Raw genomic sequence first — 26,240 nt, forward strand, 5'->3', positions numbered from 1 at the left:
TGACCTCTTATTAAACCCTACAAAGTACCAATGTTCCTTATAATTAATTTAAATGAAGGTGAATTTGAATGAACATGAAAAAGGGAATTTCTCAACTCACTTTGCAAACTTTGAGTTTAGTTGCAGGATTTATGGCTTGGAGCATCATCTCTCCTTTAATGCCGTTTATAACACAAGATGTAAAAATCTCTGCAGGACAAATTTCAGTAATATTGGCAATACCAGTTATTTTAGGTTCTGTTCTACGTGTACCATTTGGTTATTTAACTAATATTGTTGGTGCCAAATGGGTATTTTTCTGGAGTTTTATTGTTTTATTATTTCCTATTTTCCTTTTATGGCAAGCACAAACTCCTGGAATGTTAATGTTATCAGGTTTCTTTTTAGGAGTTGGTGGAGCAATATTTTCTGTTGGTGTTACTTCAGTACCTAAATATTTTTCAAAAGATAAAGTAGGTTTAGCTAATGGTATTTATGGTGTAGGAAATATTGGAACAGCGATTTCATCATTTTGTGCCCCAGTTTTAGCAGGTGCTATTGGTTGGCAAAATACAGTTCGTAGTTATTTAATTATTTTGAGCGTTTTTGCTATTTTAATGTTCTTTTTAGGGGATAAAAATGAGCCGAAAGTTAAAATACCTTTAATGGATCAGGTTAAGGATTTATCTAAAAACTATAAATTATACTATTTAAGCTTATGGTATTTTATTACATTTGGAGCATTTGTTGCTTTTGGAATCTTCCTACCTAATTTCTTAGTTGATCATTTTGGTATTAATAAGGTTGATGCAGGTATTCGTTCAGGCGTCTTTATTGCATTGGCAACATTCTTGAGACCTTTAGGTGGAGTGATTGGTGATAAATTTTATGCAGTTCATGCACTTATTATTGACTTTGCAGTGATGATTGTTGGTGCACTTATCTTAAGTATGTCTAGTCAAATTGTACTATTCACTGTGGGATGTTTAGCTATTAGTGTATGTGCAGGTATTGGTAATGGCTTAATATTTAAATTGGTACCTTCTTACTTCGCTAAAGAAGCAGGCTCTGCAAACGGTATTGTTTCCATGATGGGGGGTGTAGGAGGCTTCTTTCCACCGTTAGTGATTACTTTTGTCACAGGGCTTACTGGCTCAAGTCACTTAGCTTTTCTATTACTTGCAATCTTCGGAATTATTGCACTTATGACAATGCTACATTTAAATAAAAAAGAAAAAGCTATAGATATTGAATCTAACTAAATTAAGTTTATCAAGAAAAGCTGGAACGACGCCACGTTCCAGCTTTAAATTTGTACAACAACTCATTTATGATGAATATTTCACATAATTATATCATGTTAAAAGTGGTCAAAGATGAATGTCTGTAATAACTTAAAATACTGATTACAATTAATGTATTGAAATTGTTGTTGTATCGTCACCTTCATAAACTTTTTTAGGAAGTGTGACACTTAAAACTCCATCTTCATAACTTGCTTCAATTGCGTCTTTATTAATATCTTCAAATTCAAAACGACGCAATAACTCTCCATTTGTACGTTCATCTAATTGCAAATTTTTATTGTCAACATTAATATTTTTGTATGCTTTAATCGTTAAAGTACTGTGTTCGAATTTCAATGAAATGTCTGCTTTTTTAATACCTGGTAATTCAGCGTCTAATATATAAGCATTTGATTGTTCATAAATATTTGTAGAAATGTTCTTGATGAAAATTGGTTATAAACTTGTTTACCTAAGTCTTTAAACACTTCGCTTGGATCGTTTTTAAAAAATGGACTATTAAAGAAATCATTGTTCATTATCTTCACTCCTTAAAGTGTCTTACAGTTCTTCATTAAGATAATTACTATTTTTAAGTCCATTATATTAATAGTATAATTATAGGCAAAGCAAAAATACTCAAAAATAATAAGTATTTATATAAGTTTAGTAGGAATTACGCGCAAAAAAATAGGTTTATTGTACGAGAGAATAAGACAAAAGCTTACTTTACACATACTGCTTATTATTAAATTGTGTCGCTTATGCCGAAGTTGAAATTGTCAAAGATTTCTAAAAGTCTACTTTTGTCTTTTTCTCTATAAGTATCACTTTTCTGTTATTTTATCAAAATTGCAAGAAACGAAATTTTGTAAGTTTTCAATTAATTCTTTAATTTCTTCTTGATTAATATTAAACTCACTATAGACTTTCGTGGAAATGTCAGCTAATATTTTTTTAATATCTTGCCCATGTTCAGTTAATGAAATTTGAAGGTTTCGTTCATCTTTTTCTTCACGACTTCGAACAACATAATTTTTCTTTTCTAATTTTTTCAGTAACGGTGTGAGGGTTCCCGAATCTAAAAAGACACGTTCACCAAGTTTTTTAATATTAAGTTTCTCATCATCTTCGATCGCCATTAGTACAATATAACCCGTGTATGTAAGTCCATACTCTTTCAGATGATTTGTGTACTTCTTGATGATTTCTTTCGATGAAACATAAAATAAAAAACATAATTGATTACTTAAATAACTATTCTCTACATACATTAAATCACTCCTTGTTAAAGTAACAATATTATGAAGTGTATCACTTGTCAAGTACTGATTTCATCACTATAATCGAATTGTTTTAAATTAAATTTAGACAAAATTTCAATGGATTTGATTTGATAAAAAACGAAAATAATTTTTGAAAAATAAAGGAGAAAAAATAGATGATTCAATTTAATGACTTTAACGAAATATTAAACGGTAGAAAGTCAGTAAAGGTTTTCGATAGTAAATATAAAATTCCTCATAAGGAAATGGATGAAATGATAACCAAAGCTACAAAAGCCCCTTCATCGGTAAATATGCAACCTTGGAGAATAGCTGTTATAGAGAGTGATGAGGCTAAAGAAAAAACTAAAGAAGCTTTTGGCTTTAATGTAAAACAACTCACTACATCTTCAGCAATGATGATTATATTTGGAGATTTGCGTAATTATGAAAAAGCTGAACAAATTTATAATGATGCTGTAGAACAAAATCATATGACTGAAGATATTAAGACACAATTATTAGACTGGATTCTCCCATATTACAAGGGTCTTTCTAAAGAGGGAATGAAAGATATAGTAAATATCGATAGTAGTTTAATGGCAATGCAATTCATGCTTATTGCTAAAGCTTATGGATATGATACAAATCCAATTGGTGGTTTCGATAAAGAAAATATTGCTGAAATAATTGGCTATGATTCTGAAAGATATATACCTGTTTTGGCTATAGCCATTGGAAAAAAAGCTCAAGAAGCACATGATTCAGTTCGATTACCAGTACATGAAATCAGAGAATATCTATAAACGTCGCTAATTGTTCACATTAATATAAGAACATTTTATTACAATTTAGATGCATCTCTTTTTCATCGATATTATATGGTTCATACTTAATTAGATAAGACAAAAGGAGTTTCTATCATGAGTAGAAAACAGATAATTTTTAGAGTTATAATTATACTAATCATATCTCTTACACTAGCAATTGTATTTTTCTTTGGTCTCAAAACTTATCAAGGACACAAAAATGTTGAACTTATAGACAGTTATATTAATGAACATCATCTTAAAGATAAAATAAAAAAAGAAGAGACACTATATAGTTCAAAAAAAGGCCTTTATTACAAAGAAATAGTTTATAAAGATGAACCGAACATCACTTATGTAGTTCAACCTATAAGTACTACTAAAGGTATCTTCTCAGAAGGATTTGACAGTGAAACTAAGAAAAGTATAAAAAAAGCTAAACATAGTGATTTTGATAAAAATTATAAACCTTCAAAATAATTAATGAGTGCGCGCAGTTTCAATGTTTTTATTTGGAGCTGTGTGCTTTTTCTTAAGTGCTAAATTTCAAAAAATTTGTAACAAAGATTCGTTAAATTTTTAAATTTAAAATTTATATAGCTATTTTGATGTTATCTGATATAATTAAGTGATGTCAGATGAAGGGGAGTTTGCTTTATGGCTCTGTTTAAGAGAAAAATAAATTTGCCAACGCAAGTTATTATTGCTTTGGTACTGGGCGTCATCGTCGGACTATTACTATATGGTCAGAATAATGTTGCAAATTACATTAAGCCATTTGGTGATATTTTCTTAAATTTAATTAAAATGATTATTATACCGATTGTGTTCTGTGCACTTGCCTTATCTATTTCGAATTTAGGGGATTCGAAAAAAGTAGGAAGTTATGGGTGGAAGGCAATCCTTTATTTTGAAATTATAACGACCATCGCTATTGGTTTAGGACTCATTATTGGTAATCTATTTAAACCTGGTTCTGGATTAGATCCTCACAAGTTACCTAAGGGTGATATATCTAAATATCAATCATCAGCAAATTCAGTAGATCATGCTTCTACATATGGTAACCACTTGATAGATACGATAGTCAATATCGTGCCAACCAATTTATTCGAATCCTTGGCTAAAGGTGAATTATTACCAATTATCTTTTTTGCCGTGTTTTTTGGTTTGGGTTTAGCTGCTATAGGAGAGAAAGCTGAGCCAGTAAAGGGATTCTTAAATGGTACTTTAGAAGCAGTTTTTTGGATGATTAATAAAATTTTAAAATTAGCTCCAATTGGAGTTTTCGCATTTATATGTACAACTGTTATGACATTTGGTGCGTCAGCATTAATTCCATTATTAAAGTTGTTACTTGTCGTTGTTTTTGCAATGATTTTCTTTGTAATTGTTGTTTTAGGAATTGTTGCAAAAATGGTAGGTATAAGTATCTTTTCAATAATAAAGATTCTTAAAAGTGAATTACTTCTTGCTTTTTCAACATCAAGTTCAGAAGCAGTATTACCAGTTATTATGAAAAAAATGGAACATTTTGGTTCACCAAAAGACGTCACGTCATTTGTGATACCAATCGGTTATTCATTTAACTTAGACGGCTCTGCGCTATACCAATCTATCGCAGCTTTGTTCGTTGCTCAAATGTATAACATTCATTTATCATTAACTGAACAAATTGTTTTAATGGCTACTTTAATGATAGCTTCTAAAGGAATGGCTGGGGTCCCTGGTGTTTCAATTGTTGTTTTACTTACAACTTTAAGTTCGATGCATCTGCCAGCACAAGGTTTAGCTTTAATTATCGGCATTGACCGTTTATTAGATATGGTTCGTACATGCGTAAACGTTATAGGTAACGCATTATCTACTGTTGTTATTGCGAAATGGGAAAATGTTTACGATAGAGAAAAAGGACAAGAATACTTAAATTCAATATAAAAAATTTATATCTGACATTTTAGAGCCACTTACAATCTATGATTGTTAGTGGCTCTTATGCATTTATAAAGAAAAAGTGGCTAAAATCCCAATAGATGTATAGCCACTTCATATATTTATCCAATTACATACTGTGTTTCATGTTACCTACATCATGGATTTTTGACATTAAACCATGAGGTACGTCATCGTGATCAACTTTTTTAACTTTAGTGATTTCACCTGATTTTTCATCTTTAAAAATCATTATGAAATCTTCACTTTTAACTGATACATTTGCATCTGAAGGTAATTTAACATTTTTTTCGATCTTTTCATCTTTAGCATTAATCATTTTATCTATAGTTGTACTATCTTTTATAATACCATAATAAGTATCCTTCTTACCTCCAACCATCATCATAATAACTAGGATGACGCATACAATTAGCATTATCGCGATAAGACCAAAACCTAAAGCTTTTTTATTTTTCATTGCTGTAAAACTCCTTTATTTATGTTAATTCATTTATACATAGTTTTAGGACGATTTGTAATTGTATGTGGCAGGATATAGACACTAAAATAAAAAATTCATTAAATGGTAACATTCAAGAAAAATCATTGATAATTATAAAAAAAGATCGTCCATGAATGATTCAAAATCATAGGACGACCAATTTGATGAACTAAAATTCAATTGTTGCTGGAATATCTAATTCATCATTGTTCATTAATTTAATAGATTTAGGAACAACTTTTAAAACACAAAGTTCTGGATCATTCTTAGAATCAAAGAATGTTTTATCTTGAGTTCCCCATAACCAATCAATTACTTTTTGATCTTTGACAACATCAATTGTAGCATCAATTTCTACAAAACTATTATTCGTAGTTTCATTATAACCAAGTAAGATATATGCACTATGGTTGTTTTCAATTTCATCAACTTTTACTGAATTAATATTAGTTTTAGTATATAAATTTAAATCATTATGATAGAAAACCATATATCTACTATTTGGCTTGTTATTATGAACTGTTGATAAAACACCAACTTTTGAAGTATTTAATACTTTTTCTATAGCTTGAGTCACTTGTTGTTTATCCACTATCATCATCTCCTTACTCATCTATATATCCGAATGAAGATAAATTAAACTATACAATATGTTTACAATCTAAAAAGATTTAAAGCAGATATATTTCACTTCATCGTGTTTTAGAGTAAGTTGAATGTCTTTATTGCTCTCTTCTTGTACAGCCAATTCTGTCTTAGGATGATTACACTTGTCTAATTCTTTTAAAATATTACGTTCAAAGTATAGTAATTCTTTACTTTATGGCAGTAAATTTTGAATAGAAACATGTTCATTGTTGAGAGTATTAATAATTATGAGTGAATTCTCTGGCAAGTTATTTTGAAATACATATTGTTGTTTACTATCAGAGAGATATCTGTCGTTAATCTTATTAAATAATAGAAAATGAGAATTGCCGTCCTTACGACTCATCAAATAGTTGTTTCCAATTTCTAAAGGTTCATTCACAAATGCTACAACCATTTTATAAATGTGCATCAAAGGTAGAGGACTTCCATAGCTATTAAATAAAGCAATATATTGAGTGTCATTTTGAATAAGCTGATAGCTAATACCTCAACTATACCTCATTAAAGCAATTAAATGACATACTAAATCAGATAAATGGAGAGGATGTGTGCTATTATTCATATATTTAAAACATTTTAAAGATAAATGATTATAAAAAAATTTTGTGGTTGAAATGCCTGAATCCAACATAAATTTTTTATAGTTTTCGAAATGAGCAGAAGAATGATGATACGTTTTTCGTCTAGTTAATAATAAGTTTTTTGTTTCTAGATTCTCTATATCAATAAAATAATAATCAAAGTTCAAACATTTCATGATATCATATGCACGATCAATTGATGGAGTATCTTTGATTAGCCACGATGTCATTGATATGTTGGATGAAAATAACCGGTTGTGGTAAATATGAAAAGTCTATATCATAATACTCATTAAAAACAAATTGAAAGAGTTCATTAAAGTTCTGAAAGCGTATAAAAGCTTTTGAATTTTTAGTGCGATCTTTGGGGTTAAATTGATTGATATCTTTCACGGTTGTTTCTGTAGCAAGTTGGTCATTAAACTTAAATTGTTTTATTAAATCCTTGAATTGTAAATAATCTGCATCACTGAATTGAATAGTTGGATTTAATTCTATTTTAGAAATATAAGTTCGGAATTGCTTAGGACTATAGCCTAAGTAATTTTTGAATTGAGTGGTAAAATTCGTATGACTGCTAAATCCAGCTAGTTCAGAAATAGCATTAATGGATTCCTCAGTGGATAATAATAATTTTATAGAGTAATTAACTTTTAGACTCGTAAAGTAGTCTTTGAAATTCATGTTTAGATAACGAACAAAAAGGTTTGAGCAATAAGATTCAGAAATATTACAATGATGAGCTACTTCACGGAGTGATAATGACTCTGAAACTTTTGAATGTATATAAGTTAAGCCTTTTATAAAAATTGGATGATTAATTGCAACTTTAGGAATATACTTCTTTTTATAGCGAATTACAGATTCTTTAAATAGTGTTTGTATAATCTTAGAAATTGCATGAGAATCTTGCTTTTCATTTTTAATAAAGTGATTAATAGCTTGTAGAATAATCGTTTTTACGAAACCACTTGATTGCAGTAAATGTCTGTCAAAGTAACATTTAAAAAATTGTTCATCTTCATTATAAAAATAAAAAACTGGAATTGAGAGTGTTACTAGATTTGTAGCATGATTAACATAATAAATATCTGATTGATGATTGCAATGTGATTACCTAGGTCTTTAGTTACTCCATTAATTGTTAATTCCAGTTTATTTGTTAAAGAAAACATAAGAATGATTCGATTGATATTACGTGTTGGGGGAGAATGATATTGTTTATATATATTTAAATGACACGTCATTGAATGTGAACTCTCGCCTTTAAAAGAATTGTTGAACAACTAAGTCATGACATACAAAAAGAAATCGAAATTTTGTATTAACTTAGCGTTCTTTTTGAATATTAAATGTTATTATAAGCGATAGATGAAAAAATAGTAATATCAAAAATTAAATTTTTTTGTTGGAATAACCTGAAATTTGTCGGTAATTATAAATTTTATGCAATATAAATTGAAAATTAGGAATATAGGGTTCTTATTTTGGAAATTTTAGATAGAGTGCAAGAGGATTTTTTGTTACATAATAAATATAGATTCCGATTCATTAGAAATTCAAAAAAAGTAAATATTACTTATTGGAGGAATTTGCAAAAATTCTTCGTTGAATTAATTTGAAGCGAAATCATTGCAATTAAATGTACGTTGTTCTTTACCACCATCAAGAATCGACACCAAAAAAGAGATAACAAAGAACAACACACAGGTTTAAATAAATTGTCTAACTATTCCTATAGAATATACAACATGCAAAATCAGCTATACTTAATAATTTTCTCGAAACTTTTCCATCTACATCTTAGATTAAGTCAACTAGAAAGAATGACACCATGAATAAAGGTGACCTATCATCTTAGAACAGCAACACGACCAATGGTTATCTTAATAGACAACTAGAATCAACAACAATTGTTTAGTAGCAACAATTAGAATTTTGAATTAAAATTACTCTCCCCCGATGTACTATTAATTATAAACAGTTTAACTATTTCATGGAGTGTCATGGTAAGAGTTTTATATTTTATTAATTATCAGCTTAATTTTTAATTCATTAAATGATAATAGTAATAAGACGAGATGATCATCATACTTTCTAACTGCAAAGTTTTAGACTATTAATGTGTGAAATATCTCAAGTCATTACCTCTTTTAGTAAGAAATAAAACTACACATACATTTTTGCAGCGTCTAGGACATAAAGCTCAGAAATATAGCCCAAAATGAATTTTAGAAAATTTCATTTTGGGCTTTTCTAATATCTATGTTTCGTAATGTTACTGTGTATACATAGGGAAAGGTTTTCATCTTCGATTTTCGACTCGTACGGTTTCTTCAGGAGTCTCTAAGTCTCTCTATATATTACTACGTATATGCATGAACAATAACTTTAAATAAATATATACTACAAAAAGGTGTATTATATATTAAGAATTGTACTTTATTGAAGATAGATTACTTCATATTTGACAGATAAATGTTTTAGAAACTTTAATAATGTCTCTAAACTTAATTCATTGTTTAAAAACATTTCTTTCATACACCGTGCTTTTAATTTTTCTTCTTTGGATGCTTGGTTCTTGAAATAACCCCACATATGTTCATACGCATTAATAATGGAACCTTTAAGTAGGTGGAACTGTTATCGCTTTGTCTATTTTAGATTGAATAGCTAACAGAGAAGTATTCTCTTTTAAAGTTTGTCTAATATCTTTATAAGCGTTTTGATCATGCAATAATACGCGATATTTTTCTTTACGCCATAATTTTTCTATTTTTCCTCTTTTTTTCATTATCGTCACACCTCTAAAAGCTATATAAATTTTTACCAATTAATCATAATTTTAAAATATATTATCACTATTTATGATAAAATAAAAAATCGGTTGTGCAATTGTATGGAACCGGTTACAATATGAGTGATAAAATGGAACCAGTTCTAAAACAGGGAGGCTTTAAAAAATGAGCTACAAAAAATCTGCTGAGGAGATATTGGACGCAATTGGCGGAGAAGACAATTTAGATGTGATGGCACATTGTGCGACTAGATTAAGACTTGTACTAAATGACGAAAGTAAAGTGGATGAAGATGCATTATCTAAAATGGATGGTTGTTAAAGGAACTTTTTCAACAAGGGGCCAATTTCAAATAATTATTGGTTCAGGAACTGTTAATAAAGTATTTCATGAGATGGAGAAGATAACTGGTAAAGAAGCATCAACTACATCTGACTATCGTAGCTGGTGGTTTATTAATGGGATTAAACAATATTCTGACAGCAAAAGATTTATTTTATAGCAGTGAATCTATTATTGATATGCATAGTCAATTTGCTGGTTTAGCAGATATGATAAATATCTTTGCTAATGCACCATTTACGTTATTACCAATTCTTATTGGTTTCAGTGCTGCTAAATCCATTTTTAGGTGCCGCATTAGGTATGATTTTGGTACATCCAAACTTGATGAGTGCTTATGATTTTCCTAAAGCGATAGAAGTAGGTAAAGCAAATACCACATTGGGATGTGTTTGGGTTACATATTAATCAATTAGGTTATCCAGGACAAGTGTTGCCAATGTTAGTTGCTGCGTATATTTTAGCAGCTATTGAAAAGTCGTTGTGTAAAGTTATTCCTACTGTTTTAGATAACTTATTAACACCTTTATTATCCATTTTTATCACTGCATTTATTACGTTCCTTTTTGTAGGGGCCTATTACACGACAACTAGGATATTGGTTATCTGATGGATTAACTTGGTTGTATGAATTTGGTGAAGCAATAGGTGGACTGATTTTTGGGGTATTATACGCGCCAATCGTTATTACAGGTATGCATCACAGTTTTATAGCAGTTGAAACAACATTGATTGTGGATTCTGCAAAAACGGGAGGGTCTTTCATCTTTCCGATAACTACAATGTCAAATGTGGCTCAAGGTGGTGCAGAGCTTGCAGCACTTATCATTATTAGACAAAATAAAAAATTAAAAGGTGTAGCTTCAGCTGCTGGTATTTCTGCATTGTTAGGTATAACAGAACCAGCGTTATTTGGTGTGAATCTTAAATTAAGATATCCATTCATTGGTGCGATTATCGGTTCTGGAATAGGAGCTGCATATATATCATTTTTTAAAGTTAAAGCTATTGCACTTGGTACAGCAGGTTTACCAGGATTTATCTCAATTAATCCCACACATAGTGGATGGTTACATTATCTTGTAGGAATAGCCATTGCTTTTGTTGTTTCAGTGATAGTAACTATTGTTTTATCTAGAAGAAAAGCTTATCGAACTAGTGCAGAATAGCAACTAATATCAAAGCCTTAGTAAATGATAATGAACTTCTAAATTTAGTTTTAGAGTGTCCAAAAAATTTTACTAAGGCTTTTTCTAATTATTTATATGTGAAATTGCTAATTTTAATCACTTATTTTTATAGCTTTTGCTTACGCCATAAGAAAATGCTGACAATAGCTACAAGAATTAACGAAATGCCTACTACAATAATCCATGAGATATAACTATGGGCATCAATAGGCAGTGATACGTTCATGCCGAAGAAACTAAAGACTAGCGTTGGAAGAGTTAAAAGAACTGTAAATAACGTTAGTGTTTTCATTATATTGTTCATATCGTTAGATAATAATGACGCATAAGAAGTTGTAATACTCTCAAGAATACGTTGATGTAATTCAGTTGTTTCAATGGCTTGATTATTTTCGATCACTAAGTCTTCTAACAATTCTTCATCCTCTTCAAAGCGTTTAACAGCGGGTAAGCGGAATAACTTTTTGATAATAGTATCATTGCCTTTTAATGCTGCTAAAAAGTAAACTAAACTCTTTTCTACTTCCATTAGTTTAAACAAATGCTTATTAGTGATATTATTTTTTAATTCTCGTTCAATTCTGATTCTAGATTTATTTAATAGTCTTAAATTTCGATTATAGTGATTTGCGATAGTTAATAAAATCTCTAACGCAAAGCGACTGTGGAATTTTAAATTAATATTATCTAGTCTTGCGAAATTCTCTAAAAATTCGTTTTCAGCATCGCAAACTGTCATGATCATTCCATTGCCAATAATAATCCCCAATGGAATCGTTACAAATGATAAAACGCGACGATTCGTTGAGTTAACTATTGGTAAATCAATAATAATAAGTGAATATCCAGTATCTTCATCGTATTCGATACGTGCACTTTCTTCGGAATCAAGAGGATCTCGAATGAAATCTTCAGGAATGTTATAGTAGCCCATCAAGTTTTCAATTTCCTCTCTGTCAGGTTCAACAACATTAATCCAAGAAGCACTATGATCCACGTTAGTTTCAATGATTTCTAGAGAATCATTGCTAGCATGTTTGTAAGCAGTAATCATAACTCATAATTCCTTTCAAAGTCTTTTATATTCTGGAAAATGGTTAAATAGTAACGATTAAGTCCTATGATATTTATATCTATGTTCCGCCATAATTCGAAGTGGCCCTTTATAGAAAATTTTGTAAATATGTTGAGTTAAATCTTCTACAGAAATTCGTTGCGTATCTAATACCCAATATTTGATGATAGACATAGTAGCGCCTGAAACATAACTATGAAAATACATTTTTGGGATACCATCAATTTCTGATTCAATGTTCATATATTTCTGCATGTTTTCTTTAATTAACTCACTTAATTTGTCTTCTAGCCTGCTTTTGCGTTCTAATTGCAAAATCGTGTGATAAAATTCCAAGTTATCATAAATATGTTGAAGTATCTTAGATAAAACATTTTCAATAAACAAACGAGAGATATCTTCAACATCTTTACCTCTAACTTCATTAAACTTCGCGATGTTAGACAGTTCTGAAATACACTCATCTTCCATATCATTTAAAAGAATGTATTTATCTTCATAATGCAGATAAAAAGTTCCTCGATTGACATCAGCTTGAGTTGTAATATCTCTAATGGTTATCTTATCAAGCTTTTTTTCTTTTAATAATTGTGTAAATGCCTTTTTTATGGAAGATTTTGTTTTTCTAATTCGCCTATCTTCTTTCAATTAAATAAGACCTCCCCATCAATTAATAGACAGTTTACAACTATATGTTCAATATTAGACAGAACACTAAAAATTGAGCATTGTTAAATTGCACTTTCCTATTATAATAGACAACGTGCAAAATATTCAACACATTGTTCAATAAAAAGGAGGTATCTTGATGAATATATTTAAAAGCAAATTACTTTGGTTTACACCATTAGCTATATTAGCGTTACTCATTGTCTTTGCTCTAGCATTTTATCCAACATTTAATCCTAAACCCAAAGATTTACCGATAGCAGTTGTTAATAATGATAAAGGTACGACAATTCAAAGTAATAAAGTAAATATAGGTAAAAAAATTGAAGATAAATTGTTAGATAGCAATTCTAATAAAATTAAATGGGTTAAAGTTGACAAAGAAGCTGATTTAAAAAAGGATTCGACAATGAAAAATATAATGGGGCAGTCGTATTTGATAAAGACTTTTCTAAAAATGCTATGAGTAAAACTCAAAAAATTGTTATGGATAGTAAAAAGTCAGAAATGAAACAAAAAGTTGAATCTGGCAAAATTCCAGCTCAACAAGCTCAAAAAATGAAAGAAAAATGGACAACCAAAATATTGATGTTAAGCAAGCTAAACTCAAAGCTATTGTGAGCCAAGGTTCAAATACACAAGCATCAAATATTGTTACAAATGTTTTATCTGGAATCCGACAAAATTTGAACACTCAAATTACTAAACAAAGTTTATCTACACTTCAAAAGCAAAACGTAGATGTAAGTCCTAAAGATATTCAAGGCTTAACAAATCCAGTCAAAGTTGATAATCATAAAATCAATAAAGTTAAAGATCATCAAGATGGAGGTAATACACCATTCTTAATGTTTATGCCTGTATGGATGGGTTCTATAATTACATCTGTGATGTTATTCTTTGCTTTTAGAACGAGTAATAATATTAAGCTTTACTATCGTATTATTGCTTCAATAGGTCAAATGATAGCAGCAGTTGTAAGTGCTTTTTTAGGTGCATTTGGATTCGTATATTTTATGGGATTATTAGGTTTTGATTTTAATCATTCTGGACGAGTGACTTTATTTGTAGCAATTGCAATATTAGGATTTGTAGGTTTGATTTTAGGTGTCATGGTTTGGCTTGGTATGAAAGCATTACCTATTTTAATCCTTCTCATGTTCTTCAGTATGCAAATGATCACTCTACCGAAAGAAATGTTACCGAAAGGATATCAAACATGGTTATACGAAATAGATCTATTAATACACTATACGACTAACTTGAGACAAATTATTTACTTAGGTCAGGATATACAGTTAAATTATACAATGTTCATGTTCTTTGTGTTTATCATTTTTGGAGCAGTATCAAGTTTACTTTCTGCTCTAATAAGAAAACATAGTACAAAACGTACTGAAGTACCTTCATAAATCTTCATTAAGAATGAATTAGATTGTAGAATTTATATACCACCTAAATTCTTTGTGAGTTCATCACATAGAGTTTAGGTATTTTTATGTCTAAATAGTGAATAATTATTGTTAAGTGATTTTGTAATCTTTATGATTAAAATCAGAGTGAATTTTAACGACATATAAGAGGAGGTTTCAATGTTACTGTTTAAACATTCTTCAAAATATATAATGGCTTTAGCTATTGCTTTTTTGATAACATTGATTCCAGCTTTTCAACATCAAGCTTCTGCCCATGCAACTTTAGAAAAAAACACTCCTCAAGAAAAAGGGATTGTGAAAGATAAGCCAGAAGAGATAAAGTTGGAATTTAATCAACCAGTGAATACAAAGTATTCAAAGATTACTTTATATAATGATCAAGGCAAAAAGATTAGTGACGTTAAGCCTTCTACAACAGGATGGTCACAGACTGTCATCTTTCCTGGTGATCAAATTACGAAAGGAACCAATACTGTTGAATGGCATGCGATTTCTGCAGATGGACACATGAAGTAGGTAATAAGTTTGAATTCTCATTAGGTAAGGTTACAGCTGAGGATGTAAATACTGCCAATCTATTTTATGAACAACCTAGCTTTTGGTTTGGCGTGTTTAGATATCTGACAGAAGGATTAGCAATTATACTCATAGGTTTAATTCTGGGTTAATGGGATTGCAAAAAAACGTGGATTACGACAGTTTAATGTTCTACCAAAGCAATCTGGAATTGCATGGATAATGGCGATGTCAATCCTAATGTCTGTAGTAGTGTACATGATGACACTTACTTCAGATGTCTTAAATGATGTACTGTCCTTTAAGGCCGATGTTATCATACAATTTCCATACATTTTAAGTTCTATAACTCTAATCGTATTGTTTATCTTATGCGTATTGAAAGACATGGAGAAGATTTGGTACTGGCTGATTTCTTTAATGATTATTATTACAATGAGCATTCATGACATACTTGGTCTCAACATGTGCCTATTTGGTCTATTATTATTAGAACCTTACATCTCTCAGGAATGGTATTGTGGCTTGGGACTTCAATATATCTTGTGTGTTATGCATCTATGGTCGATCGAAGTCATACTTCAAAATCGTAAAAGTTCTAGGTACAGTTATGGTGATGGCGTTAGGATTTTATCAGACAGTACGTACTTTAGGACATAACTGTCGAGTTAACAGATTCGCATTAATGATTGAACTTGTGATGGGAATTATATTAATTTTTGCTGATGTTATGATGAGTCAAATCAATATACCTAACTAAGGAGGACAAAGATGTTACGTAAATTATTATCTTTGACCATTATTTTATTTTTTACATTAGGATGCTATAAACATGCTGATGCACACGTCACATTGAATCCTAATGAAAGTGAACCCGAATCGTATGATAAATATGATGTGAGAGTACCTGTAGAACAAGATAATAATACTGTCAAAGTTGAATTAGAGATACCAAAGGGTTTAAATGTATCAAATGTTCAACCTGTTGAGGGTTTCAAGCATCATTTTACTAAAGATAACAAAGGAAATATTATGAAAATAACTTGGACTGCTACTGGTAAAGGTTTAGGCCCAAATGAATTTATTGAGTTTCCAATTGTAGTAGCGAATCCTAAGAGTGAAGGAACATTTAAATGGAAAGCTTATCAAACTTATGATAATGGTGATGTAGTTAAGTGGACTGATAAGGAAAATAGTGAACATCCTGCACCAACTACCACTGTTAAAAAAGGAGCTAATTCCAATGGTAGTAAAGATGATTCACAATCAACAAATAGTGGTGGTTCAATTGCATTATGGATTGTTTCTATAATGGCAATCATTATTTCACTCGTTGCTTTGTTTAAGCATGCGCGTCATAAAAATTAAAATATATAATGAGGGGCTTTCCAAAGGATGTTAAAACTTTTGGAAAGTTTATACATATTGACGTCTAGATATTGTCACTTTAATAATTATTATTATGTTCTATAATATAATTGTGAGGGAGGATTCATCATGAGAAGATTACTGTATTCATTTCTTTTTTATATGATTATTGGTTTGCTTAGTGGCTTTTATTATAGAGAACTCACAAAAGCGCATCATTTTACCGGTGATACACAATTAGCATTGGTACATACGCATACACTTATTTTAGGAATGTTTATGTTTCTATTGTTATTACCCCTAGAAAAAGTTTTTAAATTAAGTAGTTATTATTTATTTAATTGGTTTTTCTGTGTATATCATGTAGGTGTACTTATTACTATTGGTATGATGACGGTAAAAGGCACTTTCCAAGTGATTGGTGCTAAATTTTCCCCTGAAATGTTTGCTGGGTTCGCTGGAATAGGACATACTGGTATGCTAGCTGGATTATTGTTGTTGTTCCTTTTATTGAGACAAGCAACCGTTACTGAACCTAGAGACTAAAGATAGGGTTTTGAGGCTGGGACAAGTTACTAAGTGTCTCAGCTAAAACTTTTTACAAAACGATTTGAAAGGTAGATTTAATATGGTAATTATTAAATTTGAAGCACCACAAGTTGAAGAGTATTGTGATTTAAGAGTGAGTGCAGGTATGAGCCCAAAATCAATTGAAGCGGCTAGGAAAGGACTTCCACACGCATGTTTTAATATCACAATATACGACAACGAATCTTTAATTGCTATGGGTCGTGTCATTGGAGATGGCGGTACAGTGTTTCAAATTGTTGATATTGCTGTAGATAAAGGGTACCAAGGTCGTGGTTATGGACGTATAATCATGGAAGAGATTATGACATATATAGAAAATGTGGCTGAAAAAGGAACTTACGTCAGTTTAATGGCTGATTATCCAGCAGACAAATTATATGAAAAGTTCGGATTTATTAGCACTGAGCCTTATTCTAAAGGAATGTATAAACAATATTAAAAATAAACTAAAAAAGTCATTGGGTACATGTTTCACAGCATTCAATGACTTTTTTAGTTTTATTAACAATATTTATATATTAAGTATTAAAGTCTATTACAATACGTCCAGTGTTTTGATGATTGATCACTTCTTCAATGGCTTGAGGAATATTATCAAATGAAATGATATGTTTAATATCATGCAATTGATCAGGTTTTAAATCTTTAGCTAATCTTCGCCACACGCGTTTTCTTAGGTTAATAGGTGTGAATACGGAGTCTATACCAATAATACTAACGCCACGTAAGATGAACGGGAATACCGAAGTTTCAAAGTTGTAACCACCAGTCATACCGATAAGCGCGACACTACCATTATTGTCTAAACGTTTAACTATATATGGAAGGTTTTCTCCACCAACAGGGTCGATAGCAGCTTGCCATGTTCTTTTTTCTAAAGGTTTACTATCATTTTCAGGTAAACGCTCAATCACTTCTGAAGCACCTAACTTTTTAAGTTTATCAGCAACATTTTGTCGCCCGGTACTTGCTATGACGCTATAGCCTAAACTTTTTAACATAAGAAGTGAAATGGTACCAACACCTCCTGTTGCACCTCGTACAAGTACATCGTTACCTTCTATAGACATCCCTGATTTTTCTAATTTTTCAATAGCTAAACCTGCACTATAGCCTGCAGTACCATAAATCATCGCTTCTTCTAAAGTTAAGTCCTCAGGTAGTTCAATTACCCATTCGGATTTAACTCGTGCATATTCACTGAAACCACCGTAATGACTTACACCTAGATCATAACTCGTCACAATCACTTTATCTCCAACTTCAAATCCAGTAGCATTCGTTTCCTCAATCGTACCTGCTAAATCAATACCTGGGACCATTGGATATTCTTGAACGATTTTATTATTATCTTGAGTAGCTAGTGCATCTTTATAGTTGATTCCTGAATAATGAACTTTGATTAAAACATCGCCTTTTGGCAAATCATCTTTTGACAGCTGTTGATATTTGTGTGTAACATTACCATTCTTATCTTGATTAACTACGAAAGCTTTAAACGTTTCTACCATATTTTATTCACTCCTTGAATTACCATCAATTCATTTTTCTTAGTGTAATATTTGCGAAATAAATTGTTATATTCTTTACCCTGATTATTTAATTTTAAAAATAACTACTCACTCTACTCTACAATTTTTTGATTTAAATTGCATCAATTTTTAGAAATATAAATTTATTTACAGTTGACTTAAATGTTATTTCTTAGGAAATGCGTTAAAGTATTATTAACGAGATAAGGGGGCTTATGACAGAAATCATACGTCAAGTTAAAAAAGAAGAGGTAGAACAATTACATGCCATCGCTAAGCGTACATTTTATGAAACTTTTAAAGAATCGTATAGTGATAAAGATTTTGAAGCATTTTTTGCATCAGCATATAATATTGAACAATTAGAAAAAGAAGTAGCACAGATTTATTCATTTCATTATTTTTATGAGGTTAATAGTAAAATAGTTGGATATTTAAAATTAGACATTAATGACGCTCAAACTGAAGATAAAGGTGACGATTATTTGGAAATACAGCGTATTTATTTTGGTAAAGCATATCAAGGAGGGGGTAGAGGTAAACAATTCATTGAGTTAGCAATTCAAAAAGCGATAAAATATCATAAGTCTAAGGTTTGGTTAGGTGTTTGGAAACATAATCTTCAAGCTATGGACTTTTATGACAAAATGGACTTTCATGTAACGGTGACACATGAGTTTTATACTGGTGATGTGATAGATAAGGATCTTATCATGGAAAAAGTTTTATAATTTTAACATTGATAGTCCTAATGTATATACAACAAAATATTTAACTCATTATTATTAGCATTTGAGAGAGAGATTAGATATAATTGCAATGTTAAATTTTTGTAAATCCTTAGTAAATGAGTAAACGATAAATATCGAGGATTTGTCGGTAAGTCAAATTTAAATTTGTGTCATTCTTATATTAGACAGAAAGGACGTATAGCATGAATACACTGACAATTATTGTCACATACTATAATTCGGAGGAGTATATTCAAAGTTGTTTAGAAAGTATTAAGCAACAGCGAACTCAAGATTTTGAACTTATTATTGTAAACGATGGTTCTACAGATCAAAGTGAACAGTTAATGCATGAAACTTTAAAAGATTATGATAAAAAAGTTAATTTCATTAATTTGAAAAATAATCAAGGTCACGCACACGCACGTAACGTTGCATTAGGTGAAGTAGAGACACCGTATTTCATGTTTTTAGATGCTGATGATGAGTTGGCCTCTTATGCAATAACATTTTATTTAGAGAAATTTAACTATACAGATGGTTTAATTGCTCCGATACATTCATTCACTACTAAACGTCCTCAAATTGTTGATTTAGATCGTGTGACAGTAGAATTTCGTAACGCTAATACTAATGTTAATGAATTTTTAAGAAAGCAATCTGTATGTAATATTATTTTTAGAACAGCAATAGTTAAAGCCCATCATATTCGTTTCAATGAAGATTTAAATATCTATACTGACTGGTCATTTGTGCTTGAGTACATGAAATATGTAAATAAATTTGTACGTATATTAAACTTTCCATTTTATTTCCGTGGGGAAGTTTTCGATCCATTTGAAACATTGACACTTAGTGAACAAAGTTTTGATGTTCTTTTTGAGGACTATGTGAAAAGTTTCTATGATGCTTTAGAGAGAACAACAAATAAAGATACTCGAGAGTTTATTGTTGATAAAATGGTAAGAAAAATTGCTAATGAGTTTGATCCAATGCGTCATGATATTAAAGAACGTTATTACAAGCATAAAGCTACTCTTGTAGAATTATCAAAATTTTTAAATGTTCATTTAGCCAAACATCAAAGACTTATCAATAAAATTGAAACAGTTTTATTGATGTACAATGTTACTGATAAAGCATTTAAAGTGAACCAATTTAGAAAGACACTTAGACATGTTAAGAATGTTGTCTTAAGAAGAAAAAATAAAGAACGTTCAGTTTATGAACTTACAGATAAAGAAGAAAATGTTAAATTTGAAACAATCGTCTTTGAATCATTTGGTGGTAAAAACTATAGTGATAGTCCTAAATACATTTATGAATATATGCAAAAATATTATCCGAATTACCGATATGTGTGGTCTCTTAAAAATCCAGATAAAAGTGTTGTGCCGGGCAATGCCATTAAGGTAAAACGTGGTTCAACTGAATACTACCAAGCCTACTCAGAGGCAAGTTACTGGGTTTCAAATGCTCGTACACCTCTATATTTAAATAAAAAAGATAATCAAACATATATTCAAACTTGGCATGGAACCCCCCTTAAACGCTTGGCGAATGACATGAAAGTAGTTCGTATGCCAGGTACTACGACTGCAAGATATAAAAGAAATTTCAATCTTGAGACGACACGTTGGGATTATTTAATTTCACCTAATAGGTATTCTTCAGAAATATTTAGAAGTGCTTTTTGGATGGATGAGCATAGAATTTTGGAAATTGGTTATCCTAGAAATGATGTTTTAGTTAACAGAGCGAGTGATAAAAATTATATTAATGAAATTAAAAAGAATTTAAATTTATCAAGCGATAAAAAGGTCATCACGTATGCACCAACTTGGAGAGATGACGAATTTGTCAGTAAGGGTAAATATTTATTTGAGCTTAAAATTGATCTAGATAATCTCTATAAAGAACTTGGTGATAAATATGTTATTTTACTGCGCATGCATTATCTTATTTCTAATGTGCTAGATCTCTCAGGTTACGAAAACTTTGCTATAGATGTCTCTAATTATAATGATGTATCAGAGTTATTCTTGATTAGTGATTGTCTAATTACTGATTATTCATCAGTTATGTTCGACTACGGCATTTTAAAACGTCCTCAATTCTTCTTCGCTTATGATATTGATAAATATGATAAAGGGTTAAGAGGTTTTTATATGGACTATATGAAAGACTTGCCAGGTCCTATATATACTGAGCCATATGGTTTAGCTAAAGCATTAAAAGATTTAGGAAAAGTTCAAAACGAGTACCAAGATAAAATTGACGCATTTTATGATAGATTCTGTTCTGTAGATGACGGCAAGGCCTCCCAATATATCGGTGATTTGATTCATAAAGATATAAAAAATAACAGATAAACTTCATACTTAATTAATAAGTTTAGGGTATAATATTAGTAAGAAACTAATATTATACCCTTTTTATGTTTTAAGGAGGGATAGAAATTAAATTTCGATTAGTGGTGAAATCAAGTAAGAGGCGATTTACATGAAAAAGTTATTTGCAAGTGTTACTATTTTATCTCTTTTATTGGCAGGTTGTGCCCATGGTGGAAAAGACAATAATGAGAAAAAAATAATAGTTCGAAAACAGAACAAAAAGATAAACAAACGAACCATGATTCTAAGAATAAGTCAAACAAACAGGATAATCCTAAAGATAAAAATAGTAATCGGCAACAAACGTCTTCAAATTCAACATTTAACCAAGAGAATCAATCATCTAATCAAACCCAAGCTACACAAAATAATAAGGATTACGTGGCTCCATACCATAGCCGAAATGCAACAAAAGTAGCTAGAAACCTTTCTCCATTTGAAGGTAATCAAGCTCAAGCTTTACAACAATTACCTAATTTCAAAACGTCACTAAATATCGCTAAAAATGAGGCGAATATGTTTGGTAATTCTAATAAAACATATAATGATTATTCTATCGAATCAACAGATGATGGTTATAGATATGTCTTTAGTTTTAAAGCCCCTTCTAAAAAAGGCATTTATTCTATTGTAACAGTCAATCGTCAAGGACAACCTACAGTGGTTGATCCGAATTATCAACAATAATTTAAATAAAACAAGCCCGAGATAGAAAGCTCCCTTCAAAGTAGACATTAACAAATGAAAACTTTGAAGAGAGTTTTTTACGTATCGGCCGGCAGTTGATGATTGAAATGAAAATGTGCTTATATCAAGTTTTTCATTTCTAGTCCTCGTTGTCGGGGTGAGACCACGAATTTAATACGAATTCTCTCCCACTCTCGTTTTAGCTTATATAGACTGAATTTAATAATTGAGTAATCAGACGGCTAATATCTTCTAATGAATTATTCTGAGTGTTGATATAGTTATTTTCTATACGTGTAATATTATTAGTAATTAAATCATTAGTTAATAAATCAGAGTCAGTATACCATACTGGTTTTAAACTATTTATTATTTCATCATACACGCCACGCTCTTTTATATAATTTGAATGCTGAGGTGTATATAGACATACTTGTTTATTAACAGTTAAAGCATCAAAAATAATTGATGAATAATCGGTTAAGACAATATCTGAGATAATAAGTAAATCTTGTGTTTCAACACTTTTAGGCGGAATAATGACATTTTCAGGTAGAACATGATGACTATCTTCGTCATAATTGCTTTCAATATGACCTTTAAAAATAACGTTATATTTACTTAACAATTGTTCTTTAACTGGTAGTAAATCTTCATTAGATGTTTCAGTTTTCCAAGTAGGCAAATAAAGCAATACTGGTTTAGACGGGTCAATGTTTAATCCTTTTATCAGTCGCTTAATTAATGAAATATCATTCTCTCTATTCGTTAAGTAATTTACTCTTGGGTAACCAACAGGTAATACTTCTAATTTTTGAGATGGAAAAGCTGATTCAAAGTTATTTACAGCAGCTTTTGAGTCCACAATTAGGTAATCTTGGTGTAACCATTTATTATATTTACGGGCACGGTAGTTATAAATATTTAAGTTTTGATGAGGTTCTTTGCTATCTAAAAATAATCGTTTGATTGGTGTACCATGCCATAGTTGAATGACTTTACCATTTGGAAAAATATTATCAGGTAGATAGCTTTCGATAATAACCACACGTGCACTTTCAATTAATGTTTTTGCTTGTTCATCTTCTGGTGAAATAAAATGTGGTCCCGTTCTATCATTTGTTATAAAATAAGATTCAACGGTAGCATTACGTTTAACGAAATAATTAAATAAATATTTTGAATTACCTCGATAACCATAGTCAAATCCCAAAAAGACGACATGATTCTCAGTTTTTGATTCATTCTTTTCATAAATGTAACTAATTTCTTTATGTTTACGCAATGAATAATTCTTAACAGGATTGGATAACCAGCGAGGTGCTTTAAATTTAGTGCTCAGTAGAACCGAATCATAATATCTAATGCTATCATGGTCATTAAATGGCACCCGTGTAAACGGGATTCTTTGTTTATGTTCATAAGCAATCTTATTTAAGAAAAATTGATCTCTATAGGTTACCTCATTACGATCAAATGAACGCCAAAATACCTTACTTGTTTTAAGTGGAGTTTTAAAATCCAATGCCACATGACCATCTACGGCAACATGGCCTTTGAGAAGTGTTAGTAACGCTAAGTCAAAAATATTTTCAACCTCAAACTTATTCATGAGTTTTAATGCAGCATTGATTTCGTATATTACATTTGGATATAGATTAATATTCTTGACCCAATCTTCAAAGTTGACGTAATCCTTACCAAAATATTTACAATCATTTAAATATTGGTGATGTAACGTATAATCTACTACAAACGAAGTAGTAGGTAGTTCTATAGATTTAAGCATTGACTGATGTATTTGGATTTCATTAGAATAAGGAACAACATGCGTATATCCTTCATTTAATGCTCTTTCAAGTTGTTCGGTAAATTTTGTCATATTTGAAATATTGATTTGTTTTATCATAAAACTTCCTTCTATCTCTTAACGGTTATTTTGTATTCTTATTTTATCACGCTCCATTACATAATTCATGTAAACTTGTTATGAAAGAATATATATGCTTTATAACTATTAAAATAATATGTTATAAAAAAGATTTATTAAAAATTGATTTCTCATATCATACTGTTATAAAATAAGTCAATAACATTGAACTTTTTACTGAAAAATGTTATATTTTTCTTGTAAAAATGGTTACGATATGCTTGTGGGAGTCGTACTGATTTAATACAATTTTTAACATATTATTATATTATTAAGGGGGACAGTATGGGTCTACCTCGTTTACATGACTGAAAGATTTAATTAGGAGAGTTCAAAATGTTAGTAGAATCATTTAACCCATTTGGTAATTTATTATTATCAAGTTTAGTTGCAGCAATACCTATTATTTTATTCTTACTGTGTCTTACAGTGTTTAAAATGAAAGGAATTTATGCTGCTATCACAACCTTAGTGGTTACTTTATTAATTGCAATTCCATTTTTCAAATTGCCAGTGGGAATTGCATCTGGTGCAGTTGTAGAAGGTTTCTTCCAAGGTGTCTTCCCAATCGGTTATATCGTTGTTATGGCGGTGTTACTTTATAAGATTACTTTGAAATCTGGTCAATTTTCTACAATTCAAGATAGTATTACAAGTATTTCTCAAGACCAACGTATTCAGTTACTTTTAATTGGTTTTTCATTTAATGCATTTTTAGAAGGTGTAGCAGGATTTGGTGTTCCAATTGCTATTTGTGCATTGTTATTAGCTCAACTTGGGTTTAGACCATTACAAGGTGCGATGTTATGTCTAGTAGCTAATGCAGCTTCTGGTGCATTTGGGGCAATTGGTATTCCAGTAGGTGTAGTTGACACGTTAAACTTACCTGGTCATGTAGCTGCTATGGGTGTTTCTCAAGCATCTACATTAACTTTAGCAGTGATTAACTTCTTTATTCCATTCTTATTAATCTTCATTATTGATGGTTTCAAAGGAATTAAAGAAACATTACCTTCAATCTTAGTTGTATCAGTGACTTACACTGTTTTACAAGCTTTAATTACGGTATTTAATGGACCAGAATTAGCTGATATTATTCCATCATTAGCATCTATGCTTGCATTAGCTTTATTCTCTAAAAAGTTCCAACCTAAAAATATTTATAGAGTTCAAAAAGATGTTAAACCAGAACCAGCTAAGAAACTTAAAGGTAAATATGTTTTATTCGCATGGAGTCCATTCGTGATTTTAACAGTTATTGTTATGATTTGGAGTGCACCTTCATTTAAAGCATTATTTGCACCTAAAGGTAAATTATCAGCGTTAGTAGCTAACTTTGATTTACCAGGTACATTTAGTAACATTTCTCATAAACCTATTACATTATCTTTAAATCTTATTGGACAAACAGGTACTGCGATTTTAATTACAATTATTATTACTGTATTAATGTCTAAGAAAGTAAACTTTGGGGATGCAGGTCGTTTATTCATTGAAGCATTTAAAGAATTATGGTTACCAATCTTAACAATTTGTTTTATCTTAGCAATTTCTAAGATTACAACTTATGGTGGCTTAAGTAATGCTATGGGGCAAGGTATTTCTAAAGAAGGAAATGTATTCCCAATTTTATCACCAATTCTTGGTTGGATTGGCGTGTTTATGACGGGTTCAGTTGTTAATAACAACTCACTATTTGCGCCAATTCAAGCATCTGTAGCACAACAAATAGGTACAAGCGGTTCACTACTTGTAGCTTCTAATACTGCTGGTGGGGTAGCAGCTAAATTGATTTCTCCACAATCTATCGCCATTGCGACAGCAGCTGTCAAAGAAGTTGGTAAAGAATCAGAATTACTTAAAATGACATTACGTTATAGTATAGGTTTACTAGTATTTATCTGTCTGTGGACATTCATTTTGTCATTCATTCTATAAATAGTTTAAACCTCCGATCCAAATTGAGGATCGGAG

General features: G+C 30.5%; 17 protein-coding genes and 7 pseudogenes. 14 read left to right on the forward strand and 10 right to left on the reverse strand.

From position 1 onward, the window contains the following. Positions 1 to 68: 68 nt before the first annotated feature. Positions 69 to 1,241, forward strand: coding sequence for a nitrate/nitrite transporter (locus tag DYE57_RS02495; protein WP_115312741.1), 1,173 nt, complete (start codon positions 69 to 71; stop codon positions 1,239 to 1,241). A gap of 150 nt (positions 1,242 to 1,391) precedes the next feature. On the opposite strand, the pseudogene DYE57_RS02500 reads toward DYE57_RS02495, so the two are convergent. Together DYE57_RS02500 and DYE57_RS02505 are read right to left on the reverse strand one after the other, a co-directional pair. Then, positions 1,392 to 1,804, reverse strand: a pseudogene (locus tag DYE57_RS02500) (Hsp20 family protein). Positions 1,805 to 2,092: 288 nt separating this feature from the next. Next, the gene (locus DYE57_RS02505) at positions 2,093 to 2,539 is read right to left on the reverse strand and encodes a MarR family winged helix-turn-helix transcriptional regulator (protein ID WP_115312742.1); all 447 of its coding nucleotides are present in this window, start codon (positions 2,537 to 2,539) and stop codon (positions 2,093 to 2,095) included. 167 nt (positions 2,540 to 2,706) lie between these two features. Between DYE57_RS02505 and DYE57_RS02510 the strand changes: the two genes are divergently transcribed. The 3 genes from DYE57_RS02510 to DYE57_RS02520 all read left to right on the forward strand — a co-directional run bounded on the left by DYE57_RS02510 (position 2,707) and on the right by DYE57_RS02520 (position 5,277). Then, positions 2,707 to 3,336, forward strand: a complete 630-nt coding sequence (locus DYE57_RS02510; RefSeq protein ID WP_115312743.1) for a nitroreductase family protein — start codon at positions 2,707 to 2,709, stop codon at positions 3,334 to 3,336. 117 nt (positions 3,337 to 3,453) lie between these two features. After that, the gene (locus DYE57_RS02515) at positions 3,454 to 3,819 is read left to right on the forward strand and encodes a DUF3139 domain-containing protein (RefSeq protein WP_115312744.1); all 366 of its coding nucleotides are present in this window, start codon (positions 3,454 to 3,456) and stop codon (positions 3,817 to 3,819) included. A 177-nt stretch (positions 3,820 to 3,996) separates the two neighbouring features. After that, complete coding sequence (locus DYE57_RS02520) at positions 3,997 to 5,277, forward strand: cation:dicarboxylate symporter family transporter (protein WP_115312745.1); 1,281 nt, start codon at positions 3,997 to 3,999, stop codon at positions 5,275 to 5,277. 124 nt (positions 5,278 to 5,401) lie between these two features. Here the strand turns inward: DYE57_RS02520 and DYE57_RS02525 are convergent, their stop codons facing one another. The 4 genes and pseudogenes from DYE57_RS02525 to DYE57_RS02540 all read right to left on the reverse strand — a co-directional run bounded on the left by DYE57_RS02525 (position 5,402) and on the right by DYE57_RS02540 (position 9,802). Beyond that, positions 5,402 to 5,752, reverse strand: a complete 351-nt coding sequence (locus DYE57_RS02525) for a DUF4889 domain-containing protein (protein WP_115312746.1) — start codon at positions 5,750 to 5,752, stop codon at positions 5,402 to 5,404. A gap of 193 nt (positions 5,753 to 5,945) precedes the next feature. After that, positions 5,946 to 6,368, reverse strand: a complete 423-nt coding sequence (locus DYE57_RS02530; protein ID WP_165417828.1) for a pyridoxamine 5'-phosphate oxidase family protein — start codon at positions 6,366 to 6,368, stop codon at positions 5,946 to 5,948. Positions 6,369 to 6,437: 69 nt separating this feature from the next. Further along, positions 6,438 to 8,255: pseudogene (gene rsp / locus DYE57_RS02535) on the reverse strand (AraC family transcriptional regulator Rsp). A gap of 1,195 nt (positions 8,256 to 9,450) precedes the next feature. Continuing rightward, positions 9,451 to 9,802, reverse strand: a pseudogene (locus tag DYE57_RS02540) (YbgA family protein). A 169-nt stretch (positions 9,803 to 9,971) separates the two neighbouring features. Here DYE57_RS02540 and DYE57_RS02545 point away from each other — a divergent pair. Then, positions 9,972 to 11,317: pseudogene (locus tag DYE57_RS02545) on the forward strand (PTS transporter subunit EIIC). A 127-nt stretch (positions 11,318 to 11,444) separates the two neighbouring features. On the opposite strand, the gene DYE57_RS02550 reads toward DYE57_RS02545, so the two are convergent. Further along, the gene (locus tag DYE57_RS02550; RefSeq protein WP_115312748.1) at positions 11,445 to 12,392 is read right to left on the reverse strand and encodes a magnesium transporter CorA family protein; all 948 of its coding nucleotides are present in this window, start codon (positions 12,390 to 12,392) and stop codon (positions 11,445 to 11,447) included. A 57-nt stretch (positions 12,393 to 12,449) separates the two neighbouring features. Continuing rightward, on the reverse strand, positions 12,450 to 13,061 hold the full coding sequence (locus DYE57_RS02555) for a TetR/AcrR family transcriptional regulator (RefSeq protein ID WP_115312749.1): 612 nt from the start codon (positions 13,059 to 13,061) through the stop codon (positions 12,450 to 12,452). A 160-nt stretch (positions 13,062 to 13,221) separates the two neighbouring features. Between DYE57_RS02555 and DYE57_RS02560 the strand changes: the two are divergent. The 5 genes and pseudogenes from DYE57_RS02560 (at position 13,222) to DYE57_RS02580 (ending at position 17,432) form a co-directional block, all read left to right on the forward strand. Beyond that, a pseudogene (locus DYE57_RS02560) lies at positions 13,222 to 14,494 on the forward strand (YhgE/Pip domain-containing protein). A 180-nt stretch (positions 14,495 to 14,674) separates the two neighbouring features. Continuing rightward, positions 14,675 to 15,794 (forward strand): annotated as a pseudogene (locus tag DYE57_RS02565) (copper resistance CopC family protein). 11 nt (positions 15,795 to 15,805) lie between these two features. Then, complete coding sequence (locus DYE57_RS02570) at positions 15,806 to 16,402, forward strand: YcnI family protein (RefSeq protein ID WP_115312750.1); 597 nt, start codon at positions 15,806 to 15,808, stop codon at positions 16,400 to 16,402. Positions 16,403 to 16,531: 129 nt separating this feature from the next. Continuing rightward, the gene (locus tag DYE57_RS02575; RefSeq protein ID WP_115312751.1) at positions 16,532 to 16,948 is read left to right on the forward strand and encodes a DUF2871 domain-containing protein; all 417 of its coding nucleotides are present in this window, start codon (positions 16,532 to 16,534) and stop codon (positions 16,946 to 16,948) included. A gap of 82 nt (positions 16,949 to 17,030) precedes the next feature. Continuing rightward, complete coding sequence (locus DYE57_RS02580) at positions 17,031 to 17,432, forward strand: GNAT family N-acetyltransferase (RefSeq protein WP_115312752.1); 402 nt, start codon at positions 17,031 to 17,033, stop codon at positions 17,430 to 17,432. A 79-nt stretch (positions 17,433 to 17,511) separates the two neighbouring features. On the opposite strand, the gene DYE57_RS02585 is transcribed toward DYE57_RS02580, so the two are convergent. Further along, complete coding sequence (locus tag DYE57_RS02585; RefSeq protein WP_115312753.1) at positions 17,512 to 18,504, reverse strand: NADPH:quinone oxidoreductase family protein; 993 nt, start codon at positions 18,502 to 18,504, stop codon at positions 17,512 to 17,514. 236 nt (positions 18,505 to 18,740) lie between these two features. On the opposite strand from DYE57_RS02585, the gene DYE57_RS02590 reads away from it, so the two are divergent. The 3 genes and pseudogenes from DYE57_RS02590 to DYE57_RS02600 all read left to right on the forward strand — a co-directional run bounded on the left by DYE57_RS02590 (position 18,741) and on the right by DYE57_RS02600 (position 22,336). Further along, positions 18,741 to 19,256 (forward strand): GNAT family N-acetyltransferase, encoded by a 516-nt coding sequence (locus DYE57_RS02590; RefSeq protein WP_115312754.1) that lies wholly within the window; start codon positions 18,741 to 18,743, stop codon positions 19,254 to 19,256. A 203-nt stretch (positions 19,257 to 19,459) separates the two neighbouring features. Then, positions 19,460 to 21,628, forward strand: a complete 2,169-nt coding sequence (locus tag DYE57_RS02595) for a bifunctional glycosyltransferase/CDP-glycerol:glycerophosphate glycerophosphotransferase (RefSeq protein ID WP_115312755.1) — start codon at positions 19,460 to 19,462, stop codon at positions 21,626 to 21,628. A 130-nt stretch (positions 21,629 to 21,758) separates the two neighbouring features. Then, a pseudogene (locus DYE57_RS02600) lies at positions 21,759 to 22,336 on the forward strand (hypothetical protein). A gap of 199 nt (positions 22,337 to 22,535) precedes the next feature. Here DYE57_RS02600 and DYE57_RS02605 read toward each other — a convergent pair. Further along, positions 22,536 to 24,245: a CDP-glycerol glycerophosphotransferase family protein gene (locus tag DYE57_RS02605; RefSeq protein ID WP_115312756.1), complete on the reverse strand. Its 1,710-nt coding sequence runs from the start codon at positions 24,243 to 24,245 to the stop codon at positions 22,536 to 22,538. Positions 24,246 to 24,602: 357 nt separating this feature from the next. Between DYE57_RS02605 and DYE57_RS02610 the strand changes: the two genes are divergently transcribed. Continuing rightward, the gene (locus tag DYE57_RS02610; RefSeq protein WP_115312757.1) at positions 24,603 to 26,204 is read left to right on the forward strand and encodes an L-lactate permease; all 1,602 of its coding nucleotides are present in this window, start codon (positions 24,603 to 24,605) and stop codon (positions 26,202 to 26,204) included. Positions 26,205 to 26,240 lie beyond the last annotated feature (36 nt).

The organism is Staphylococcus saccharolyticus (genome assembly GCF_900458815.1).
In the GTDB taxonomy this organism is placed as follows: Bacteria; Bacillota; Bacilli; order Staphylococcales; family Staphylococcaceae; genus Staphylococcus; species Staphylococcus saccharolyticus.